Annotated in this window: 17 protein-coding genes and 2 pseudogenes; 8 read left to right on the forward strand and 11 right to left on the reverse strand. The window is 55.0% G+C overall.

Features of this window, described 5'->3' with window-relative positions; genetic code table 11:
• The first annotated feature begins 53 nt into the window (after positions 1-53).
• The 3 genes and pseudogenes from catA to BFQ04_RS27865 all read left to right on the forward strand — a co-directional run bounded on the left by catA (position 54) and on the right by BFQ04_RS27865 (position 3,689).
• A complete protein-coding gene (catA, locus tag BFQ04_RS27855; protein ID WP_065953540.1) occupies positions 54-992 on the forward strand; it encodes a catechol 1,2-dioxygenase in 939 nt (312 codons plus the stop codon).
• A 43-nt stretch (positions 993-1,035) separates the two neighbouring features.
• Positions 1,036-2,207, forward strand: a pseudogene (locus BFQ04_RS27860) (NAD(P)-dependent alcohol dehydrogenase).
• Between the two features lie 30 nt (positions 2,208-2,237).
• The gene (locus BFQ04_RS27865) at positions 2,238-3,689 is read left to right on the forward strand and encodes an aldehyde dehydrogenase (protein ID WP_065953541.1); all 1,452 of its coding nucleotides are present in this window, start codon (positions 2,238-2,240) and stop codon (positions 3,687-3,689) included.
• A gap of 51 nt (positions 3,690-3,740) precedes the next feature.
• On the opposite strand, the gene BFQ04_RS27870 is transcribed toward BFQ04_RS27865, so the two are convergent.
• The 5 genes from BFQ04_RS27870 to BFQ04_RS27890 all read right to left on the reverse strand — a co-directional run bounded on the left by BFQ04_RS27870 (position 3,741) and on the right by BFQ04_RS27890 (position 9,499).
• Positions 3,741-4,394, reverse strand: a complete 654-nt coding sequence (locus BFQ04_RS27870; RefSeq protein ID WP_065953542.1) for a hypothetical protein — start codon at positions 4,392-4,394, stop codon at positions 3,741-3,743.
• A gap of 161 nt (positions 4,395-4,555) precedes the next feature.
• The gene (locus BFQ04_RS27875) at positions 4,556-6,076 is read right to left on the reverse strand and encodes an MFS transporter (RefSeq protein ID WP_065953543.1); all 1,521 of its coding nucleotides are present in this window, start codon (positions 6,074-6,076) and stop codon (positions 4,556-4,558) included.
• Positions 6,077-6,087: 11 nt separating this feature from the next.
• On the reverse strand, positions 6,088-7,278 hold the full coding sequence (locus BFQ04_RS27880) for an HlyD family secretion protein (RefSeq protein ID WP_065953544.1): 1,191 nt from the start codon (positions 7,276-7,278) through the stop codon (positions 6,088-6,090).
• A complete protein-coding gene (locus tag BFQ04_RS27885) occupies positions 7,275-8,783 on the reverse strand; it encodes an efflux transporter outer membrane subunit (RefSeq protein WP_065953545.1) in 1,509 nt (502 codons plus the stop codon). Before BFQ04_RS27885 ends, BFQ04_RS27880 begins: the two co-directional genes overlap by 4 nt.
• 95 nt (positions 8,784-8,878) lie before the next feature.
• Positions 8,879-9,499, reverse strand: coding sequence for a TetR/AcrR family transcriptional regulator (locus tag BFQ04_RS27890; protein WP_065953546.1), 621 nt, complete (start codon positions 9,497-9,499; stop codon positions 8,879-8,881).
• 293 nt (positions 9,500-9,792) lie between these two features.
• Here BFQ04_RS27890 and BFQ04_RS27895 point away from each other — a divergent pair, with 293 nt between their 5' ends.
• A complete protein-coding gene (locus BFQ04_RS27895) occupies positions 9,793-10,236 on the forward strand; it encodes a MarR family winged helix-turn-helix transcriptional regulator (protein WP_065953547.1) in 444 nt (147 codons plus the stop codon).
• A gap of 252 nt (positions 10,237-10,488) precedes the next feature.
• On the opposite strand, the gene BFQ04_RS27900 is transcribed toward BFQ04_RS27895, so the two are convergent.
• Positions 10,489-11,781, reverse strand: coding sequence for a tyrosine-type recombinase/integrase (locus BFQ04_RS27900; RefSeq protein WP_175413324.1), 1,293 nt, complete (start codon positions 11,779-11,781; stop codon positions 10,489-10,491).
• A 353-nt stretch (positions 11,782-12,134) separates the two neighbouring features.
• On the opposite strand from BFQ04_RS27900, the gene BFQ04_RS27905 reads away from it, so the two are divergent.
• The 3 genes from BFQ04_RS27905 (at position 12,135) to BFQ04_RS27915 (ending at position 14,298) form a co-directional block, all read left to right on the forward strand.
• Complete coding sequence (locus BFQ04_RS27905) at positions 12,135-13,295, forward strand: ATP-binding protein (protein ID WP_065953548.1); 1,161 nt, start codon at positions 12,135-12,137, stop codon at positions 13,293-13,295.
• Between the two features lie 274 nt (positions 13,296-13,569).
• Complete coding sequence (locus tag BFQ04_RS27910; RefSeq protein WP_065953549.1) at positions 13,570-14,004, forward strand: hypothetical protein; 435 nt, start codon at positions 13,570-13,572, stop codon at positions 14,002-14,004.
• Positions 14,005-14,106: 102 nt separating this feature from the next.
• On the forward strand, positions 14,107-14,298 hold the full coding sequence (locus tag BFQ04_RS27915) for a hypothetical protein (RefSeq protein ID WP_065953550.1): 192 nt from the start codon (positions 14,107-14,109) through the stop codon (positions 14,296-14,298).
• Between the two features lie 551 nt (positions 14,299-14,849).
• Here BFQ04_RS27915 and BFQ04_RS27920 read toward each other — a convergent pair.
• The 3 genes and pseudogenes from BFQ04_RS27920 to BFQ04_RS30615 all read right to left on the reverse strand — a co-directional run.
• A complete protein-coding gene (locus BFQ04_RS27920; protein WP_139111977.1) occupies positions 14,850-15,464 on the reverse strand; it encodes a hypothetical protein in 615 nt (204 codons plus the stop codon).
• A 78-nt stretch (positions 15,465-15,542) separates the two neighbouring features.
• The gene (locus tag BFQ04_RS30610; protein WP_371914551.1) at positions 15,543-16,406 is read right to left on the reverse strand and encodes a methyl-accepting chemotaxis protein; all 864 of its coding nucleotides are present in this window, start codon (positions 16,404-16,406) and stop codon (positions 15,543-15,545) included.
• Positions 16,401-17,168 (reverse strand): annotated as a pseudogene (locus BFQ04_RS30615) (MCP four helix bundle domain-containing protein); the annotation flags it as partial. The pseudogene BFQ04_RS30615 and the gene BFQ04_RS30610, both read right to left, overlap by 6 nt.
• A gap of 137 nt (positions 17,169-17,305) precedes the next feature.
• On the opposite strand from BFQ04_RS30615, the gene BFQ04_RS27930 reads away from it, so the two are divergent.
• Complete coding sequence (locus BFQ04_RS27930) at positions 17,306-18,502, forward strand: multidrug effflux MFS transporter (RefSeq protein WP_065953590.1); 1,197 nt, start codon at positions 17,306-17,308, stop codon at positions 18,500-18,502.
• A 14-nt stretch (positions 18,503-18,516) separates the two neighbouring features.
• On the opposite strand, the gene xerC is transcribed toward BFQ04_RS27930, so the two are convergent.
• A complete protein-coding gene (gene xerC, locus BFQ04_RS27935) occupies positions 18,517-19,431 on the reverse strand; it encodes a site-specific integrase (protein ID WP_065953553.1) in 915 nt (304 codons plus the stop codon).
• Positions 19,432-19,539: 108 nt separating this feature from the next.
• Complete coding sequence (locus tag BFQ04_RS27940; protein WP_065953554.1) at positions 19,540-20,352, reverse strand: M949_RS01915 family surface polysaccharide biosynthesis protein; 813 nt, start codon at positions 20,350-20,352, stop codon at positions 19,540-19,542.
• Positions 20,353-20,642: the final 290 nt, after the last annotated feature.

The following is a 20,642-nucleotide window of genomic DNA, read 5'->3' on the forward strand; positions in this document are numbered from 1 at the left end:
CCAGTCCGTTGCGACTGGCGTCGTCCGCGTCCAAGAACAAAAGGTGAATCATCATGACCGTCAGCATTTCCCAAACCGCTGAAATCCGCGAATTTTTTCAAGACGCAGCCGGGATGAAAAAAGAGGCTGGAGACCCGCGCAGCAAACAGATTGTGCTGCGAATTCTGCAGGAAACTGCGCGACTCATTGAAGAGCTTGCGATCAGCGAAGATGAGTTTTGGGCGGGGGTCGAGTACATCAATCGACTGGGTAAAAACAATGAGGCTGGGCTCTTGGTGGCAGGGTTGGGGATCGAGCATTTCCTTGATCTTCTCAACGATGCCAAAGAGGCGGAAGCAGGGCGCAGCGGCGGAACACCGCGCACGATCGAGGGCCCCCTGTATGTGGCTGGCGCACCGCTGTGTCAGGGATTTGCGCGGATGGACGATGGTAGCGAAGACGCTATCACCACACCGATGTTTCTAGACGGTCAGGTTCTGGACACATTAGGACAACCCATTGCAGGTGCGCTGGTTGATCTTTGGCAAGCTGACAGTAAAGGCAACTACTCCCACTTCGACAAAAGCCAATCGCCGTTCAATCTGCGTCGGCGCATCGTGACCGACACGCAAGGGCGTTATCGCGTCAAAAGCATCGTGCCGTCAGGTTATGGCTGTAACCCTCAAGGCCCGACTCAAGAGTGCCTCAACCATCTGGGCCGGCATGGCCAGCGCCCGGCGCATATTCATTTCTTCGTCTCGGCTCCGGGTTATGAGCATTTGACCACCCAGATCAACCTTTCCAACGATAAGTATCTCTGGGACGACTTCGCCTATGCCACCCGGGATGGCTTGATTGGCGAGGTGCATTTCGTTGATGACGAAAACCAATCCATCGCTCACGAAGTGTCGGGGCGTTTTGCACAAATGACCTTTGATTTCCAGTTGCGTCACGCTGCCAGCGATCAGGCGCAACAACGCAGCAATCGCCAGCGTGCTCTGCAAGACGCGTAGGTCGCTGCCGGATAACCCATTCATTATTCAAGAGGATAAGTTCATGTCCCACACCGCGCTCATGCCTATCGAAGTCAAAGTCGCCGTCTTGCGTGAGGCAGGCGGCAAACTTCAGTTTGAACGTGCCGAGTTGGCCGTTCCGCGTCCCGATGAAGTTCGTGTACGCATCGTTGCGACGGGTGTTTGCCACACGTTGCGACGGGTGTTTGCCACACCGATATGGTCGTACGCGACCAACTTTTTCCGACACCGCTGCCCATCGTTCTGGGCCACGAAGGTGCTGGGATTGTTGAGGCCGTAGGCAATGCTGTGACAACCATCGTTCCTGGCGATCACGTTGTCATGACCTACATGTCCTGCGGCCTTTGTCTGCCATGCGAGACCGGACATCCGGCGCATTGCTCCCATATGCACCCACTGAATTTCGGTGGCGGTCGCCTCGACGGCAGCACCTCCACCTGCAGTTGCGACAACGCGGCCCCGATACACGATCACTTCTTCGGCCAGTCGTCCTTTTCGACTTACGTGATTGCTAACGAACGCAACGTGGTCAAAGTATCGAAAAAAGCACCGCTGGAACTGCTTGGCCCTTTGGGGTGCGGCATACAGACAGGCGCTGGTTCTGTGCTCAAGGCCCTACGAGTTGAAGCGGGTAGCAGCTTCGTTGCATTCGGTGCCGGCGCAGTCGGTCTGGCAGCGGTGATGGCCGCCCGGGTTGCCGGCGCGACGACCATTATCGCCGTGGACGTTACGCCGAGTCGCTTGGAACTGGCGCTTGAGGTCGGCGCCACACACGTCATCAACAGCCGGGAAGAAGACCCGGTGGAGCGCATTCGCGAGATCACTGGAGGCGGGGCGAATTACAGCCTGGAATGCTCCGGACGCGCGGAAGCTCTACGTCAGGCCATCGACGCACTCACGACGCTGGGCACCTGTGGCATCGTCGGCGCGACCAAGATGGGCACCGAAGTCGCTTTCAACATCAACGACGTGATGATCCCGGGCAAACGCATCATGGGCATCGTGCAGGGTGACGTGGTCGCCAACGCGTTTATTCCCACGCTTGTCGATCTGCACCTGCAAGGGCGTTTCCCCTTTGACAAGTTGTGCCGGTTCTACACCTTTGAGCAGGTCAACGAAGCGATGGCCGATAGCGAAAGCGGTATCACCATCAAACCGATACTTCGTATGCCGGCAGCTGCCGACCGAGCCTGATTTTTTTCAAACTCATCAAAGGATTTCAAGATGACTGTTCAACTCGTAATCGACAATATCGCGCAAGCCGCCTCGGACGGTAAAACCTACCAGCGCATCGATCCTGTCAGTGGCAACGTTGTCAGCACCGGCGCGGCGTGCAGTGTGGAAGATGCGCGACGCGTCGCTGCATCGTCCCAGCAAGCATTTAAAACATGGTCGAAAGTGGGCCCGACCGAACGTCGTCGGCTACTGCTGGCGGCGGCTGATGCGTTGGAAAGCAAGATGGAGCTTTTCTGCAGTGTCATGGCTGAAGAAATCGGCGCCTCTCGACTCTGGTCGCAGTTCAACGTTGGGGCTTCGGCCAATCTGCTTCGTGAAGCGGCATCGCTGACCACCCAAATCAAGGGTGAAACCCTCGCCACCGACAAGCCCGGCACGTTGTCAGTCACCTTGCGTCAACCCGCCGGCACGGTGTTGAGCATTGCACCGTGGAACGGTCCGGTCATTCTTGGCACCCGGTCCATTGCCTACCCGTTGGCCTGCGGTAACACGGTTATTTTCAAAGGTTCAGAAAACAGCCCGCGCACTCATGAGCTGCTGGCCCAGGCGTTCTATGACGCGGGGTTCCCGGCTGGCGTGGTGAACTTTATTATTTCGGCGCCAGAAGATGCCGGCGCTGTAACTGAAGTGCTGATCGCTCACGATACGGTACGCCGGGTCAATTTCACCGGGTCGACCAACGTCGGCCGGATGATTGCCCAGACCAGCGCGAAGTACCTCAAGCGCTGTCTGCTCGAACTGGGCGGGAAGGCACCGTTTATTGTGTTAGAGGACGCCGACCTCGAAGGCGCGGTCAACGCTGCCGTGTTTGGCGCATTTCTGTACCAAGGGCAAATCTGTATGTCGACCGAGCGCTTCGTGGTCGATGAGTCTGTCGCTGATGCTTTCGTGGCAAAGTTTGCTCAACGTATTCGAGACCTCGAACAGGGGAGCCCGGTGCTTAATCCTGCCAGCGTAATCGGCCCGATGATTTCCCAAGGCTCGGTACAGCGCATCAATCAGTTGCTGGATGACGCCGTAGGGAAGGGGGCCACGATTGTGGTGGGAGGTCTGGCAGAGGAGGCGCAGATGGCGCCGACGCTGGTGGATCGAGTGTCATCGAAAATGGATATCTACGATGAAGAAACCTTTGGGCCCGTCACCACCGTGGTTCGGGTCAAAGGCGCGGAGCAGGCATTGGCAGTCGCTAACGATACGGCGTTCGGTCTGTCGTCAGCCATCTTCAGTCGCAATGTCAGCCTGGCCCTTGATCTGGCTGGCCGACTGGATGCCGGTTGCGTACACATCAACGGGGCAACGGTGCAAAACGAGCCTCAAGCCCCTTACGGTGGTATGAAGAACAGTGGCTACGGTCGATTCGACGGCAGCGCGGTGATAGAGGAATTCACTGAAGTGAAATGGGTCACGGTCGAACCTTCCGACCAGCCTTATCCATTCTGATATCCAGATACGGGAACCGGCTCTGAGGAGCCGGTCTACCCAGAGTATGGATTAATGCCCTGCGGCCTCCGCAAATTTTTTCGGCGCTACAAACGCCGGCGCCAAGGTGGCTGACAGGCGATACTCGATGGTCGTCGCCAGCCACATTGAATAGGCCAACAACTCTACTCCTTCCTCGACCGTCGTCTTGGCCAAGCGCTCGTAACCTTCGCCCAACACAAGATGCCAAAAGCTCCCCATGCCGAAAACGCGTGAAAACAGCAGCACGCCAAAGCCTGTAGCGAATGCGCCAAATGCGCGGGATTGCGTGAACGCAGCGAGGTCGGCCAATGTCTGTTGGCGGTTGGCTTTGCCCAAGGCCACCGTTACGCAGACGGTCGCGATGGCCAGGAACGGCACGCACCAGGCGCTATGACTGATGGGGTCGAACAAGCCATCCAGCTCTCGCATCAACAGGCAGGCAAAGAAACCGCCGGCCAGTGATTTGAATCCCGCATGACCTTTGCTCGTCGGCAGCGTCCAGAACAGTACGGCGATAATGAACAGCATCAACTCCTGGCTGATTTCGGTGAACGATATCTCGAGAATCTGAGTGTGAAAAACGGCGATGTCCAGCCAGAGCATCGCCAGTGAAAAGAAAACAAATCCGAATCTCAGCAACAATGAGAAAGAGGCCAGTTTCAACTCATGAAGAATAGGGTGCAAAACAGCTCCAAAGGGTTATGTATTTGAAATGGAAAGGTATTTGACGACAAATCGACGTCCTGTATGTATGGCATTTATGGATGAAGATTATCGATATATTCGATTTAACAGCATTAAGAGCTGCCCGCGATGCCGACACATTGAGCACCGCAGAGCCTGTATCACTTGAAGGTTTTCTGAATCACGGAAACACCCAGCGCGATGCTGGCGATCACGATAATCACCCAGAAATACTCCATGCACGCGACCAGAGTTGCCTGCTGATGCAGGTTTTGACCCAGCGCCATCACCGATAATTGATTGGCAGGACCAGCGCCCATAGCGGGCGTGAGCGACTGTGCCAGCAACTGCGTGTTGGCCTGGTAAATCGGATCAGATGAATTGAAGTGCCCGTTGAGGTTGCTGTATTGCAGCGTCGTGCGCCATTGCAGAAACAAGGTGGCAACAGTTGTGCCGAGCGCCATGGCGATCTGTCCGAGCATGCTTTTAATCTGATAGGCATGGGCAAACAAAGTGTCGTGATGCGTCACGTCGCGAAATGTCTGCATGGCGGCGGTCGCAAGCACCAACATCACAAAGCAGCCATTGAGTATCAGCGCGGGCAATATGTTCGCCCACATGTTTGCATCAGGGGTGAGCGATGACAAAAGCAGACCAAAGCTGATAAGCGCCGCAAACCCGGCCACAAAGAACTTTTTCGGCCCCGGATGCTTCGGTATGACAAAGGCCATTACGATCCACGTCAACAATGCACCGGCGAGACCAAACGCCTGGAACGTCCCGATCGTGTCCCACGAGTAGCCGAGGGCGGTTTGCAGGAAGTACGGCAAAATGTAGTTATTACTGCCCAGAACGATGTACGTGAAGCAGAACAAAGAAACGCCGAGGATGTAGCGCGACTGCATCAGGTCTCTGACTTTGAGAAACGGTGTATGCTTGGCATGCTCGGCATGGAAGAAGATGTAAACACCCAAAGCCGCCAGCAAAGCGAATGCCAGCAGAATCACTGTCTCGTTATAAAAGTCGTAGTAGGAACGCTGCAGCACATACAGCAGGAAGAAGGTGCTGACAGACAGCAGCAAGATATTTCCTGGACTGGACGGCGAGCGTTCATCCTCTTCGATTGCCGTGTCAGGCAAGAACCTTGTACATAGAAAACCCGCTACCACGGCCCCCGCGATCAGCAGCCAGAAGATGGCGTGCCAGGTATCTTCGACCACCACCAGCGATGACAGAAAAGGGGCCGCAGCCGTGCCACTGGCGAGCCCCGTGGCAAATACTTTGACGCCTACGAATCTCCCTGGTCCGGGAGGTAGAAGATTGACCATCAAGCGAGCGGACGTCATGAAGGACGCCCCTCCCAACGCCATGATCACGCGGCCAACGGTGAACGAAGTCAGATCATCGCTGACGCCGCACACAAAGGCGCCCACCACATAAATGCTGATCGAGCCCAACATGAAATTGCGCCAGCCGAGTCGCTCAACCAACCAGCGCTGCTTTGAAATAACCACGACTGCGATACACGCATAAAGCGCGGCAACCAACGTGAACTCTTCAGGGCTGGCGTCTATTTCGCCGCGAATAGGCGCTGAGGCGAAAGCAATCATGCCGGCCTGAAGATATTCGAGCGCGCATAAAAGGCCGACGGCGACCAGCAAAGCGGCGTTTTTCCGATACATGAGCTGACTCGTCAAGGTTTCAACAGTTGGGAGGAGGGGCCGCGGTCTTCGTTGGCGCTGATTATTTGTTCGACGATGTCATTTGCATCCTTGAGTTCGTTCTCAAAAATATCGGTGCTGTAAGCAGGTTGCGCAGGTGTCTTTTTATTGAGTCGCTCGCCGCTGGTATCGGTGGTATCAACCGACACACGCATTGAGAGCCCCAAGCGCAATGGATTTGCGGCGATTTCGTCAGGACGTAGAGCGATACGGACCGGCACGCGCTGAGTGACTTTGATCCAGTTGCCCGTAGCGTTCTGTGCCGGCATCAACGAAAAAGCGCTGCCAGTCCCGGCATCCAGTCCTACGATGGTTCCGTGAAACATCACCTTGCGTGCATAGGCATCGGCGTGCAGTTCCACAGGTTGGCCGATCCGCAAGTCCTCAATCTGCGACTCCTTGAAGTTGGCGTTCACCCACACCTGATCGATCGGAACGACAGACATCAGAGCAACGCCCGGACTGATACGCTGGCCGACCTGCACACTGCGCTTGGTGATCAAGCCACTGACCGGCGAGTTGATCTGCGTGCGATGCAGGGAAATAAACGCATCACGCAAATTGGCCGCGGCCACCAGCACGTCGGGGTGCGTTCTTAGCGTGGTGTTGTCGACCATGGCCAGACGCACTGCCAGGGCATGCCGCGTGCCGTCGAGTCCGGCGAGGGCGTTTTTGAGCACTTCCTCGGCGTGGCTGATTTCTTCCCGAGACACAGCGCCACTTGCGGCGAGTTGACTGCGACGGCGAACGTCATCCCGAGCCCTGCGCACGTCGTTCTGCCGCTGACTGACCTCAGCTTCCAGTTGTTGCACCTGGTAATACTGGGTACGCGCCTGTCGCACGGTTCGGGCCAGGTTCGATTGAGTGCGTTGATACTGGATTTCGGCATCGACTGCATTGAGCGTGACCAACGGAGCGTGGGCATCGATATGGTCGGTGTTATCGGCGCTGATGACGGTCACCGTTCCGCCGACCTGTGAGGTCACCTGCACGATATTACCGTCCACGTAGGCATCATCGGTGGACTCACTGCCAAGCCCCAGAAAATACCAGCTCGCCAGGACGGCCAAGAGCAGCGCGATCGCGACAATCAGCAGCAGTTGCGGACGAAATGACTTGGATGGACGGGAGGCGTCAGAAGAAGAGGGTGTTGGGGAGGTCATGATTTATCAACTACGGTGGAATTTGCAGGGGAGGTGACAGGGAGTTCCGGGCGATAGCCACCGCCCAGTGCTCGGCTCAGGTTCGCTTGCAGCGACAGTGCGCGAGACTCCAGCGTCACCAGTTGGCGCTTCTGGGCCAGGGTCGCATTCTCCGTGGCCAGCACTTGCAGATAGGTTGCCAATCCTGCGCCGTAACGAAGGTTGACCAGATCGGAAGCGGCTTGCGCGGTATTGACCGCGTCCACTTGCTGCGCCATTCGCTCTTTCAGCCAACGAAGCGAAGACAACTGATCGGCAATATCGCGAAGCGCATCGACAACGGTCTGGTTGTAATTTTCAACGGCGAGGTCGTAAGCCGCGTTCTGTGCACTCAAATTGCCGCGCAAACGCCCACCCTCAAAGATGGGCAGACTGATAGCGGGCGACACGCCCAGAATTCGGCTGCTGTGATCGTTGAAAGTGCTGAACGCAAGGCTTTGCAAACCAACGAAGGCTGTCAGATTCACATTGGGATAAAACCGAGCTTTGGCGACTTCAATCTCATGCCCCGACGCCTCTACACGCCAGCGCTGAGCGACAACGTCGGGGCGGTGTCCCACCAGTTCGGCTGGAATGTTGCTGGGCATCACCACGTGATTGCTGGCTAGCATGCGAGGGCGGGTGATCGAGCGATCTCGATCAGGCCCTTGGCCCAACAAAGAGGCAAGCTTGTTCTGGTTCAACTCGATCATTTCCTTCAAGGCCGCGATATTGGCGCGACTGGCGGGAAGCGATGCCTGTGATTGCTTGATATCGATCTGACTACCCAACTCAGCAGTGAATCGTTGTTGAGTGAGTTTTTCGATATCGATTTGCTGGTTCAACAAAGCCTGGGCTACGTCCAACTGCTCGTACGTATCCTGCAGGGCGATATAGGTCTGTACAACGGCCGATGACAAAATCAATGATGCCGCGCGACTATCGACTTCAAGCGCCTTTCTGCGTCCAACAGCGGCTTCAACCGCTTCGCGGTTCTTTCCCCAGAAATCCAATTCGTAACCGACATTCAGCGTTGCCTGATCGACATTTTGCCAGGTGCCTTTAACCGGGGCAGGGGTGGTGCCATTTGAACTAAATCTCTCACGGGTGGTGCTCGCTGATGCTTCGATATGCGGCAACAGCGACGCGCCTTCAATTACTTCCATCGCGTTTGCTTGGCGCACGCGAGCGGCAGCAGAGCGCAACGTCGGGCTTTGTGCCAACGCCTCCTCAACTAGATTATCCAGTTGTTTGTCGTTGAAGCTGCTCCACCAGGTTTGATTTGGCCAAGCAGATGGCGATAGCGTGGCCCCGCTGTCGGCTAAGGTTTCACTAGCGTTTCCGGGTTCTTGCAGGCTTGAGACTGGCTTTAAATCATTGAAGGAGCATCCGCTTAGCAGCACGACCAATGCTGCTACCGAGAATCGAGCGGCAAGGGGAAGCCTATAACGTGGGTGCGCTGACGCCTCGTTTTTACAACTGTTCATTACGTTTGTTCTCTTACGGCAAATAGAAATCAGGCCAAAGATAGGGCAGGATTCAATAAACACTGTCAGTGTCGTTATGGACAAAAAAAAGCGACTTAACGGGCTCTTAGCCCTTTAACGATTACGGAGACCGAATGGTCGATGTCATCCAGGTTATCGAGGTTTGCCGTTACCAAATGAAGCCACGACATACCGGTAAGTAGCGAGACTGCGCTTTCGACGGCTGGACCTTCATCGATGTCGCCCGACTCTACAGCGCGTTCAAAAATCTTTCTTAACGTACGCTCGCGACGTGGCAAAAACTCTTTTCTGAACTCCTCTAGAGCCTGCGGTTCGTGCTGTATCTCGGCAATCAGGCTGCGTAATGTTTCGCCCGCACTTGAGGTCCGCCACCAACTCCAAAGTGAGCGCAGGTGAATGATCAAGTCTTTATTCAAATCTCCAGTGTCCGGCTGCGTCACGAAGGTCAGGGCGGTACGTTCATAAACATCCCTGAGCAACGCGCCCTTGTTTTTCCACCACCGGTAGATCGTAGGCTTGCTCGAACCGGCCCGTTCTACCAACGCATCCATTGTGAATGCTCGATACCCACGCTCCTCGAGAATCGCTGCAGCAGCCTCAAGAATGGCCTCTGTGCTCTGAGGACTGCGAACAGCCCCTATGGAGGATCTGCTACGCAGCTTGGCGGATTTCAGGTGGTTGGGCTTGGATTTCATACAGTGCTCTGATTGATTCTAAGCGTGAAAACGCCAATAGAAACTGTGGGTATTTATAATTCCAAAGACATTTTTGGTCAACAAAAGAGGCTTGGATCAGGCATTCAGAACATGAATAGTGACTATGGCTTTTTGTAATAACTCATTGAGCCTGTGGCTGTTAGAGTGGCTGAATTATTGCTGTCGATATGCCATTTTCTGTCATTTTTATAAATCGGCGGTTACTGCTAGTTAATAGCAAGCTATGTGTGGCCGTTTAGTTTTATTGTAGTTGCAGTGCTTAGGAGGCAGGAGTGCATACGCATTTAATTGACGCGTTTAATATTCTTGAGAGCGTAAACAAAGCGATGGGGCAATGGATAGAGGAGGCCGCGGCCAGCCAAAACCTGACACTCTTGGACTTTCGAATTCTTGATAGCTTGGCGCAGGGTACTGCGCTGACAACGGAGCAATGTAGTCAGCATTTGAATGTCATTTCATCCAAAATCGCACGAAGTATCGATAAACTCGAAAAGTCAGGCTTTGTGCAGCGCCGACGGGAGAAGCCAGATCGGCGCCTAGTTACGCTGCAGTTATCTGATAAAGGCCTTGAGAGTTATGAGGTTGCCTTGGGCTCTCTTATTGAGCGATGGAAAAGTGCATCAAATGGTGTTGGTGCGGAGGTATTGAAGATCACTGCACTTTTTGAGGGTTTACAAGGAGTACTTATTGCCAAGCTTGTTAAAAATCTACTGTGAGAAATTCGTTAAGCGTCTTCCTTTCCAGATTGAATTAGAATAACTCTTAAATACCCCTGTACTAGTAAGCCTATCTGCTACAACCGCCCCTGAAAATATCCATCCGTGAGTACACTACGCAGGTATGAAGCTATCGCCAACTATAAAATCCGAGTCTAGCGACAATGAACGATCGCAAATGCTGGACGGCCTTACTTATTCGCCAAGATTATAATTGATCGCGACTCTGCTAAGGCTATATTTTTCAGACAATTACTTTCGCATTTTTAACCCTTTAACTGATCTGGCCCGCTGTTCATCCAGACTGTTGTAATAGGTGTTTTGCGTGGTGCTGAGACTGTTATGACGCAAGTCCGCTTGGAGATCCTTCATATCGCGAAGCGGCGCATCGAACGTCGCGGCCGTATGTCGTAGCCAATGCAGCGACGCAGAACGGAGATGGTCAATTTCATCCTCAGTCCAATTTTCGCTCTTCATGCGTTGCAAGGCCCTGTCAAACACCACTTGAAGCAGTGTCCTTACATGCCGATCTGATAATCCACCACGACCCTTAAGCGTACTTATCAGTGGAGTTTGTTCCTGTGGTGAGGGCAGGGGAGAGAGCCTCAGGAACTGGCGATACCGCACGAGATAGCAATTTATGTATTCGTCTCTTACGCTGATCTTGGCAGCTTTGTTGCCCTTACCGACGACGTGGAACCACCAGTTGCCTGTTGTATCCCGTCGCAAATCACCCATTGTTGGCCGCCAGTTTTCACGGCCGACGAGGTCGGAAACTCGAAGGTACATAGCAAAGAGGGTCGCCAGCACAAATAGCGTACGTTCGTAGGCGGGATCTTCGTCAGCCATCTGTTCTGCGGTATCAAGCACGAAACTCCATTGCAATTCCGTTAAGGATCGAGACGCAACCCCCGACTTGTTCCGCTGCTTGTAGACTGATTTCTGCTTGATGGCACGGAACGGATTTGATTCCGTGAGGCCCTCATCCATCGCATGCTGAAAGAAGCTGCCGCAGACAGCAAAGACCTGAGCTACAGATCCTTGGGCCATGTGGTATGCGCCAGTGACAAGATCGTTCATCGTCTCAGTCGCCAGCTTGCGCTCACGTTTAGATACGGTGGTACTGAATGGTCGCCAATCGGGATTTACCACGTATTCGTCTGATTCAAGACGCTTACGACCGCCGATGCGTTTGAATCGAGATTTGATCATGGGGCCGACCCAGCTCACCGGCGGCTTAAGACAGAACTCCATGAATTGCTCTGCATCGGAGCGGCACAAATCTAAGAGTGGTTTACGAGCCACAATCAACGTCCAAAGCAGTAAACGTTCGACGTGAGTTCTGAAGGAGTTGAAGGTTGACTGGTTGCCGGCGTAGGACTTCAAAAAACTCCGTACAACCAGATAGCTGTCAATGGCCCGGCAGCTGTCATCGAAACTTTTGAGATATTCCTGGACAGTAGAACGTTCGTTGCTGAGCTGGAGAAAATTGAGCTCGTGGAAGCACTCGAAGGTGTCGAACAGCGGCTGCGGGAGACGTGACATGCAATGGCCAATACGTTACTGGAGTGGCTCTAGCTTGCGTGTATCGTTACCGTTATGCAACATCCGGGTCTGACAGTTATCGGATATTGCATCTATGCCAAACCCTTCCTTTTGCATTTAGGATGACAACAATTGACTATTTCCATCAGCGGGCCTGATCTTACCGACCTGCAAATCAAACCTTAGAGCTAGGGTCAGTTGGCAAGGATTACCAACGCAGTGTCCAGACCTATAATGATTCTTGAATGCTGACAGAGCAGCTACCGTCTAAGCCGGTTGGACGCTAATAGTAAATCCACTCAATTTAGCGCTTCGACTCTTTGATTCCCGATAGATTTCTTCAAAGGCCCTCAATGTCGCGGAAAAACTTTTATCGTCGCCAGCCGCTGGCTGCACGGCTCACTAAGCTGATAATGCAAGTGGCAGTGGGCAGTGCTGCTACGTCAGGTGTGTTTCTGACAGCGCCACGCCGAACCGGGAAGTCCACTTTCGCCCGCGAAGATTTGAGGCCTGCCTTAGAAGAGGCGGGAGCCATTGTGTTGTATGCCGATCTTTGGAAAGACCTGACGAAAGGGCCGCGAACTATCATCGGCGAGACTGTCCGAGAAGCTCTTGGACGTAACGAGAAACTCATGATGCAATTGGTGATAGCTCCCAGGCTGGAAACGATAAGTGTCGGTCGCGTGAATTTCAACGTGAACACAATTGGACTCGGGGAAGAAATTGATCTGACCAAGGCATTTGCAGCGCTGTCCGATGAGTCGAAAAAACTCATTGTGCTCATAATCGACGAAACTGAACATGCGATCACTACAGACGAAGGCGTCGCAGCGCTCTTTGCGCTAAAGGCGGCTAGGGACGAACTCAACAGCTCCAAGCATTATGGTCTTCGCATCGTTTGCATCGGATCAAACCAAGACAAGCTTGCCATGCTTCGCAACAGCAGCGATGAGGCGTTTTTTGGGGCCTCAGTGCTGCAGCTCCCAATGCTGGATAGAGACTTCATTGATTGGTATTGCAAGGCGCTTGATCTTCCACATGATCTCGATTCTTCAGATGTATTTCAGTTGTTTCAAGAGAACTGTTATCGACCTGAACTTCTCAATGCAGCCGTAAAGGATGTGCGTTTCGATATCACTGTCGGCCCTGAAGCGATTTTGGTGCGTTTTGCTGAGCTTGTCCGAGCGCAGGCAGAAGCATTCAATGCGAACTTTCAGGCGGGGATCCGTGGCCTCACTCCAGTCCAGTCTGCCGTCCTACGTGTGATGGGGGCGAAAGGTGAGAGTTTCGCGCCCTTCGAATCCTCGACTATGGAGTTGTATTCCAAAGCGATAGAGAACGCCGGCATAGAAACAAGCGCTTCTAAAATTGAAGTAGCAGACGTGCTGCTAGCGCTCATGGCGCTCCAGGAAAAACAACTGGTTTGGAAAACTTCTCGTGGTGTCTATTCGGTTGAAGAACAGGTGATAGTTGACCTTCTACGCAAGGATGGACTGTTGGATGTCCTGGTGTGAACCTCATCAATCATGTGATGCCTCACTCGTTGGTCGACCAAAACCGAAGCTAATCGGATGTCAGAAGTCTTCAGCTTGAAAGATGTCGCGGTGCGTTCTCTTCCTAGGTTTCGCTACCCGTACACAAGATTCCGGTGGTTTCATTTGTGCTGGTGTTGAAGTACTTTAAAGATAGCGTCGAAATTTCGCATGAGCGATCAGTTCAATGCCAACACCGGAATTTCGTGTGCGGCATTTGACCTGTCAAATTAAACCCGCGCAGGAGGTCTGAACGATGACTGATGAGCCCGTTAGATACCGCCCCTATAGCCGGTTTGAAGATGGGTACGAGGACCTTCCACTCGATTCAAACGAGATCGAGGTGCGTCTGGCTATCGCTGACTATGTGATTCGCCGAGTGGCTGGCACACCCACCGGTGAAAGCATTTTCAAGGGGTTGGTCAGGCATTTTGAGAACCGCTACCCACACCATAAATTGCTCGCCCTTTATCTGACTAACCCTGAATCCTTGGTGCCGGAATACAGGGACAGTGAGTCAGACGCGGAGATTGAGGTTGAGGAGAGCGAGGTCGGTCTTTCACTGAATAAGCTGGATATCAGATTGCAAGAAAGCCTGCTTCATTGTCATCCGGATCAAGAACCGTGCGGCCCACTCGCAGGATTGAGTTTTGATTTTCCTGCCCGACCGGTACGCCACCGAAAAAAGTGAATGTCGTTTGGCCTTCGAAGGTAAGGCACCTATGGGAGGTTTATCAGCGCTCGCCAAATTTTGCCTTTCTTGCCTGTGCCGCACGGCAATAAGGAGTCGAGAATGCACAACAAAATCGATATCAGTATTGTGGCTGACGCCCGGACCAAACTCGAGCGCATTCAAAAGTCGCCAAATTATCATAGCTTTTTTAACGGCAACGCTATTGACGCCTTTAGCAAGGTGGAAGGCTCTGCTTTCGCTGGCAGTTCCCGTAAGCGCACAAAGCTGAACGATCAGCCGCAGCGCGACTGAATTGATTTCCCTTTGGCAAATTATATCGAGTTCATGCTTAGTCGGAAGGAGAGCGAGTTCAGCTCTGGATTATCCTTTTTAAGGATTTTCTCAAATTTAAGGATCATTTTTTCATGTGCAATGCTGTCTTGCGCTGATGCTTCTACTGCGAGGGGGCGCGATGACGGATTACGTTTTTTCACCGATATCTAGCTTTTTACAATCCGCTCAACGCTTTCTTATTTACGAAGGGGTGTCCACGCTCCGAATCAACCGTAAAACTACTGCTTATGATCGTAACTGCTTGATCCTAAAGTTTTATTAAAATAATGGAGGTTTTCTCATTTTTAAGGAGTGGTGACAAGAGTAGACGTCAAATACGGATTCGTCGAATCAGTGACTTACGTGGCTTATGAACATATCTGACATAGCATCTGGTTTAACATAATATACATTATGCGTACCCACATATACCGCCCGTGGGTATCTCCGCCGTTGCTTTTCACAGGGATCGGCCAGGCCGAATTTCTCTGAGGCGAGAAATTCGCCGTCGTGCACGTCGCCCTTTGTGGTTAACGCTTGTCCGGATAGTCCACGATGGTTTCGTGCTGCAGCACTTTCCCGTTTACTTCCAGCGTTATCGTTTTGCGGATGCGCGTTCCACTGAATGGGCTTGCGCACGGCACCGGCTTTTCACGCCGCAGGAGCCCGTCGGTAATCAGATTAACGCCCAGCGCGCCGCCCAAAAGTCCCATCAAGCCTGCAAGGAAACTCATTGATTGCGTCATCGTGTCGAAGATTGGCTCAAGCATACTTGGGATGTCGGGAGGCTCTGGGCATGGGACATTGGTCTGCTGACAAGCACGCGACCAACTTTCCAGTGACTCAGCCACCGTATTCGCGGCTTCAAGCTGTTGGTGGTGCTTGAAATCGATAAACGCGTACCAGACGTACGTGCCTGGTGCCACAGAAAAAACCACCATAAACACACCGCAAAGCATATGCTTGCGCGCGATATTAAGGGCCCCGAAATTCTTCTCCGAGCGAATTCCCCAGTAGATAAGCCCTGTCACGATGCCCCAAACAAGAAATGCGGCCAGATACTTTAGCCAAAACACATTCAGCTCAGCGTTGACCCCCGAAAAATAGACCCACTTATCCCTGATGCTTCCAACTATCGTTTCCACGCCCACTATCGCCTCTCTCATCCCAAGGTTCAGGCATAACTCAACTAAATGACTATTTAGTTGAGTTATATCAATAACTTACATCTTAAACCGATCAACCGACTGCGACAGCTTCCCTGCCAAACTCGACAGTTCATCCGTCGTCGACGCCGTCCCCGCAATTACACGGCTGTTGCTTTCCGACATCCCTGCAATCATCTCCACCTGATGGGCGATCTCGTTACTGGCCAGGCTCTGTTCACTGATGGTGCGGGAAATATCGTTGACCAACTCAGTGGTATTGAGCGTGGCCTGGAGGATCTCGCGAATCGCGCGTTCCACGTCGGCCGTGACGGCCATGCCCTTGTCCACTTGAGCAACGCCCTCCTCCATGCTGGTCACCGCTTCACGGGTGTTCTGCTGGATACGCCCGACCATGCTGGCGATTTCCTGGGTGGATGCGCTGGTGCGCCCTGCCAGGCTGCGCACTTCATCGGCCACCACGGCAAAACCGCGGCCCTGCTCACCGGCGCGGGCGGCCTCGATGGCGGCGTTCAGGGCCAGCAAGTTGGTCTGGTCGGCGATGCCTTTGATCACCTGGATAATGCTGAAGATTGCTTCGGATTCTTTGTCCAGCGTGCGGATCACCTGGGCTGATTGCTGGGCCGAGCGTGCGATGCCGTCCATGTCGCTGACCACTTGATGAATGATCCGGCCGCCGTCCTTGGCCAGGGTTTCAGCCTGGTTGGCCATGTCCAGCGCGTGCCCGGCATGGCGGGTGATTTCTTCGATGCTGGCGGTCATTTCACTGGCAGCGGCGGCCATGGTGCTGGCGGCCTCGCTTTGCTGCTGGCTGCTGCCCGCCACCTCATGACAGCCCTGGCTCAGGCGTTCGCTTACACCGTTGACCTCATGGGCATTGCTGCGTACCACGTCGATCATGCCGCGCAAATCGCGCTGCATGGTGGCGAGGCTGCGAATCAGCGTACTGGCTTCGTCCTGGTTGCGCGGCTCGACAATTGGTTCGCTCAGGTTGCCGTGGGCGATACTGTCGGCAATGCGGCTGGCGGTGCGCAGCGGTCCCATGATGCTCATGATCACCCAGCGTCCCTGGGCCAGCAGCAGCAAAAGACTGGCGCCCAGGACCACGGCCAGGATCCAGTTGGCGTTGCTGATCGCTTGCTGGGTACCGGTGCTGGTGTGCAGCGTATGGCTTTCGATCACTTCACTCAGCGCGGCCATCTGCTCCTCCAGCTGGCGGAACGCTGCGTTGAAGGTTTCCAGCTCCCCACGCGCCGCCTCGGGATTGGCCAGGGCCAGCGCGACGATGCGCTCGCCGGCGCTGACGTAAGTCTCCAGGCTGGGTTTGATTTTTTCCAGGCTGGCCTTGATGGTGGCGTCCAGCGGCAGCTGGAAATTATCCGCCAGCATCTGCCGGAAGTGCTCGGCATGCTCCTTGAGCGAGGCACTGACCTCGGCCGGCGTGCTGGTGCTTTTGCCCAGCCCCACCAGCATGGCGGACAACACATCGGCACGCAGGGCGTCGTGCATCATGTCGGCTTCCATATGGTTGCGCAGCACCGTCATGCTGACTTCATTGTCCTGCACGGCAGCGCCCATCCGGGAGTTTCCCAGGTAGCCGGCCAGGCTCATGATCAAGGCGGTCAGCAGCCCGGTCGCAATCAACAGCATCAAGCGTAGTTTGATCGTCATCTGTATCCCCATACCTGGACCGCCGGTTGGGAAACCAACCGTTCGAGCGTCATCAGTACCGTTATCGGCACTGGTATCGGTTAGTGAAGCCCAAGTTTGCGGATCTGCGCGAATCCCTTAAGCTGGGCGTTTTTTGCCCGGACTTGCCCATGCCTAGAAGCATCGCCCACCTCGCCCTGCTGTTGGGCTTGATCACCGCCGTCGGCCCCTTTGCCATCGACAGCTACCTGCCGGCGCTGCCAACCCTTGGCGCCAGTCTCAACGCGTCGCCGGCCGCCGTGCAGATGAGCCTGACCGTGTTCTTCATGATCATCGGGGTGTGCCAGCTGTTCTACGGCCCGATCAGCGATGTATTTGGGCGTAAGTTGCCGATCTATGCGGGGTTGGTGATCTTTACCGTGGGCAGTATCGGCTGTGCGTTGGCCCCCACCATCGAAGTGCTGATCGGTTTTCGCGCGGTGCAGGCCTTTGGGGCATGCGCGGGGATGGTGATTCCACGGGCGATTGTCCGCGACCTGTACACCGGCCATGAAGCGGCGCGCCTGATGGCCTTGTTGATGCTGGTGATGAGCGTTTCACCGATCCTTGCGCCATTGGCCGGCAGCCTGGTGATTTCGTTCTGGAGCTGGCGCGAGGTGTTTGCCGCGTTGGCGGTGGTGGCGCTGCTGTGCCTGGTGATGACGATCGTGCAACTGCCGGAAACCCATCCGGCGGAACGTCGTTTGGGCAAGACCCTGGGCAGCGCATTCGGCAGCTACGGCGCCCTCCTCCGCGATCCGGTGTTCACCGGGTTGTCGGTGGTAAGCGGCTTTGGCCTGGCCACGTTCTTTGTGTTTATCGGCAGCGCGCCCTTTGTATACATCGAATACTTCGGCCTGACACCGACGCAATTCAGCCTGTGCTTTGCCGTGAATGCGGCGTCATTTTTCGCCATGAGCCAGCTGACGGCACGCCTGAGCGCCCGCTTTGGCCTGCCGCCGCTGATCCGCTGGTCGGTGATTGCCGTGGCAACCGTGATGGCGCTGCTGGCGGCCAGTACGCTGTGGGGCAATCACCTGGTCTTGATGATGACGCTGCTGTTTATCGGCTTCGGTTTTCTCGGCCTGTTATTACCGGCCGCCGGGGTGTTGTCCCTGGAAGACCATGGCGCGGTGGCAGGTTCGGCATCGGCCCTGCTGGGCGCGATTCAGATGGTCACCGCCGCTGTGGCCATGACGCTGGTGGGACTGTTTGCCGACCATACGCCCGCGCCGATGCTGGTTGGCATCGCGCTGTGCGCGGCGGCAGCCATGCTCACGGTGTTGTGGACGCTGCGGCGCTTGCCGCCGCACCTGGCGAGCGCCTGAACAGCGCGTAACGCCTACAGATCAAACCGATCCACCGCCCGCCGCCGCTCGTTGTCGTCACGTACGTCATAGCTGGCGGTGGTCTGGATATTGGTGTGATGGGCCAGCTTTTGCGCAATCGACAGGTCATGTTCCTCGATCACCCGCGTGATGAACGAGCGGCGGAAGTCATGGGGCATGATCTTCACGCCTACCTGGTCCCCGCGCTGGCGAGCGATGTAGTAAATCGCGTGCTTGGTGATGCGTTCCCGGGTGATATGACTGCCGCGTCGTATGCGGTTGAACAGGAACGTGTCGTCCTCTTCGCCTTCCTTGAGTTGCCCGCGACGGAACTCCAGCCAGGCCTGCAGCTTGGCGAATGCCCAGTCGGGCGCGTACTTGACCAGTTCTTTATTGCCCTTGCCGATCACGCGCAAGCTGCGCTGGGCAAAATCGATCTGCGCCAGGTCAAGGTTGACCGACTCCGATTTGCGCATGCCCGAGCCGTACAGGATGCCGATGACAGCGGCGTCGCGCAGGCCCTGGGGGCGTGGGTCGGCGGCGCAGACTTCCATCATTTCGCGGATCAACGTACGGCGCAGGTTACGCCCCTGCCCCAGGCGTGTACCGGACGCGGCCTTGACCGAACGCATCTTCAACAGATGTTCCTGGCTGATCAGGCTCATCCGCCACGCTTCATTCATCACCCCGCGCACGGCATTCACATACAGTGACGAAGTGTTCGGCGCATAGCCGTCTTCACGCAACGCGGCGACCAGCGCAATCACCTGTTCGGGCTGCAGCAGGTGCCAGTCAATGTCTTCCAGGTTGACGTCGTCAAGGCCCAGACGGTCGGCGGCATCCTGCAGCACGTAACGCATGGTCAGTTGGCTGGAGGGCGCAAGGCGGGTGAGGTAGAGGGTCAGCGGGTTGCGGATGGACTCAGTCAAGGTAGATCAGCCTTTGGATTAAATATCACGAGCAATCCATTGATTAATCGTAATATTTATTGAATTGGCGAGGGCCGAGTCTAGCGCAGTCTCGCCCTTGCCATCAAATCAGGGCGCCACATCTTCTTCTTCGGCGGATGGCTGAGGTTGACTCTGGGATTGGCTCCAATCGGCGTCCTGTTTCTGCATCAGTGCAAACCAGTGACGGCGCATGAAGGTCAAGTAACTGTCCGGCGCCTTGGCAAAATCCTTCTCGTCGGCGTAGCAGCCTGGCAGCGGCAGCTCGGTGCCCTGTTCCTTGTACTGGCTGACCAACGCCTGCTGTGCGGCCACGCTGCAATCGGTCGGCAACGGCATGCCGCGCAGAGCTCCGGCGTCTTCGTCCCACCAGGCTGCGCCGTAGCGGTCAACGCCGCGCAGGCGATACTTCTCTGACTTGCCGACGTGCATGATCAACTTGAATTCATTTGGGCTGACATCGCTGGTACAGGTGCGCGAATAGCCAACAGTCGCCTGGGTATTGCCGTCACCCAGCAGGTCGGTGACCTGGGTAGCCGCCGTGTCAAAGTGCAGCGCGGCGTCGAATTGGCACTGGCGTACGTCGTCGTAGAGCATCCACACGCGCTTGGGATGCTCGCCCGCCAGCAGGTACTGGGCCGCATAGACAGACGCCGACTGGGTGCCATCGTCGTCCCGTTCGCTGACCTGTTCGGCCAGAACCAGCAGGTTCCTGCCCTGGCGATCGTCCCACGTGTAAGCGGCGACCTGCTTGCCGCGCACTTCGACACCCTCGGGGACCTGATCAATGTTCGCCAGGGTCACGCCTTCATCGGCCCGCACGGTCGTGACACAGGCGATGCACACCCACAATCCCATCAACACCGGCCGCAACTGGCCGCGTAAAAGCTGCACGCTATTCATCCGAGTACCCTGGCAAGAGATGGCTTACTTTACCGGCACTTGAAGGGCAATGCAGAGAAGATTGTTGAATAGGTACACAGAGGCCGTCGCGGGTGCATCCCACGTGAACCAAATACCCGCCGGCCTGTTCCTATCTGCCTGAAAATCACAGGGTTTAACACCTTGGCCACATAGCTGAACCCTAGCTGTCTACCTGTCAAATAAACGAGTTTTTCATCCGACTTTCATATTCGTTGAACATTTTTGCGCTTAACCTTGTAGGCAACACTTCAGAGCAATCCGGGGTTAAT

Source organism: Pseudomonas sp. 37 R 15 (assembly GCF_900004865.1).
Taxonomy (GTDB): domain Bacteria; phylum Pseudomonadota; class Gammaproteobacteria; order Pseudomonadales; family Pseudomonadaceae; genus Aquipseudomonas; species Aquipseudomonas fluorescens_AM.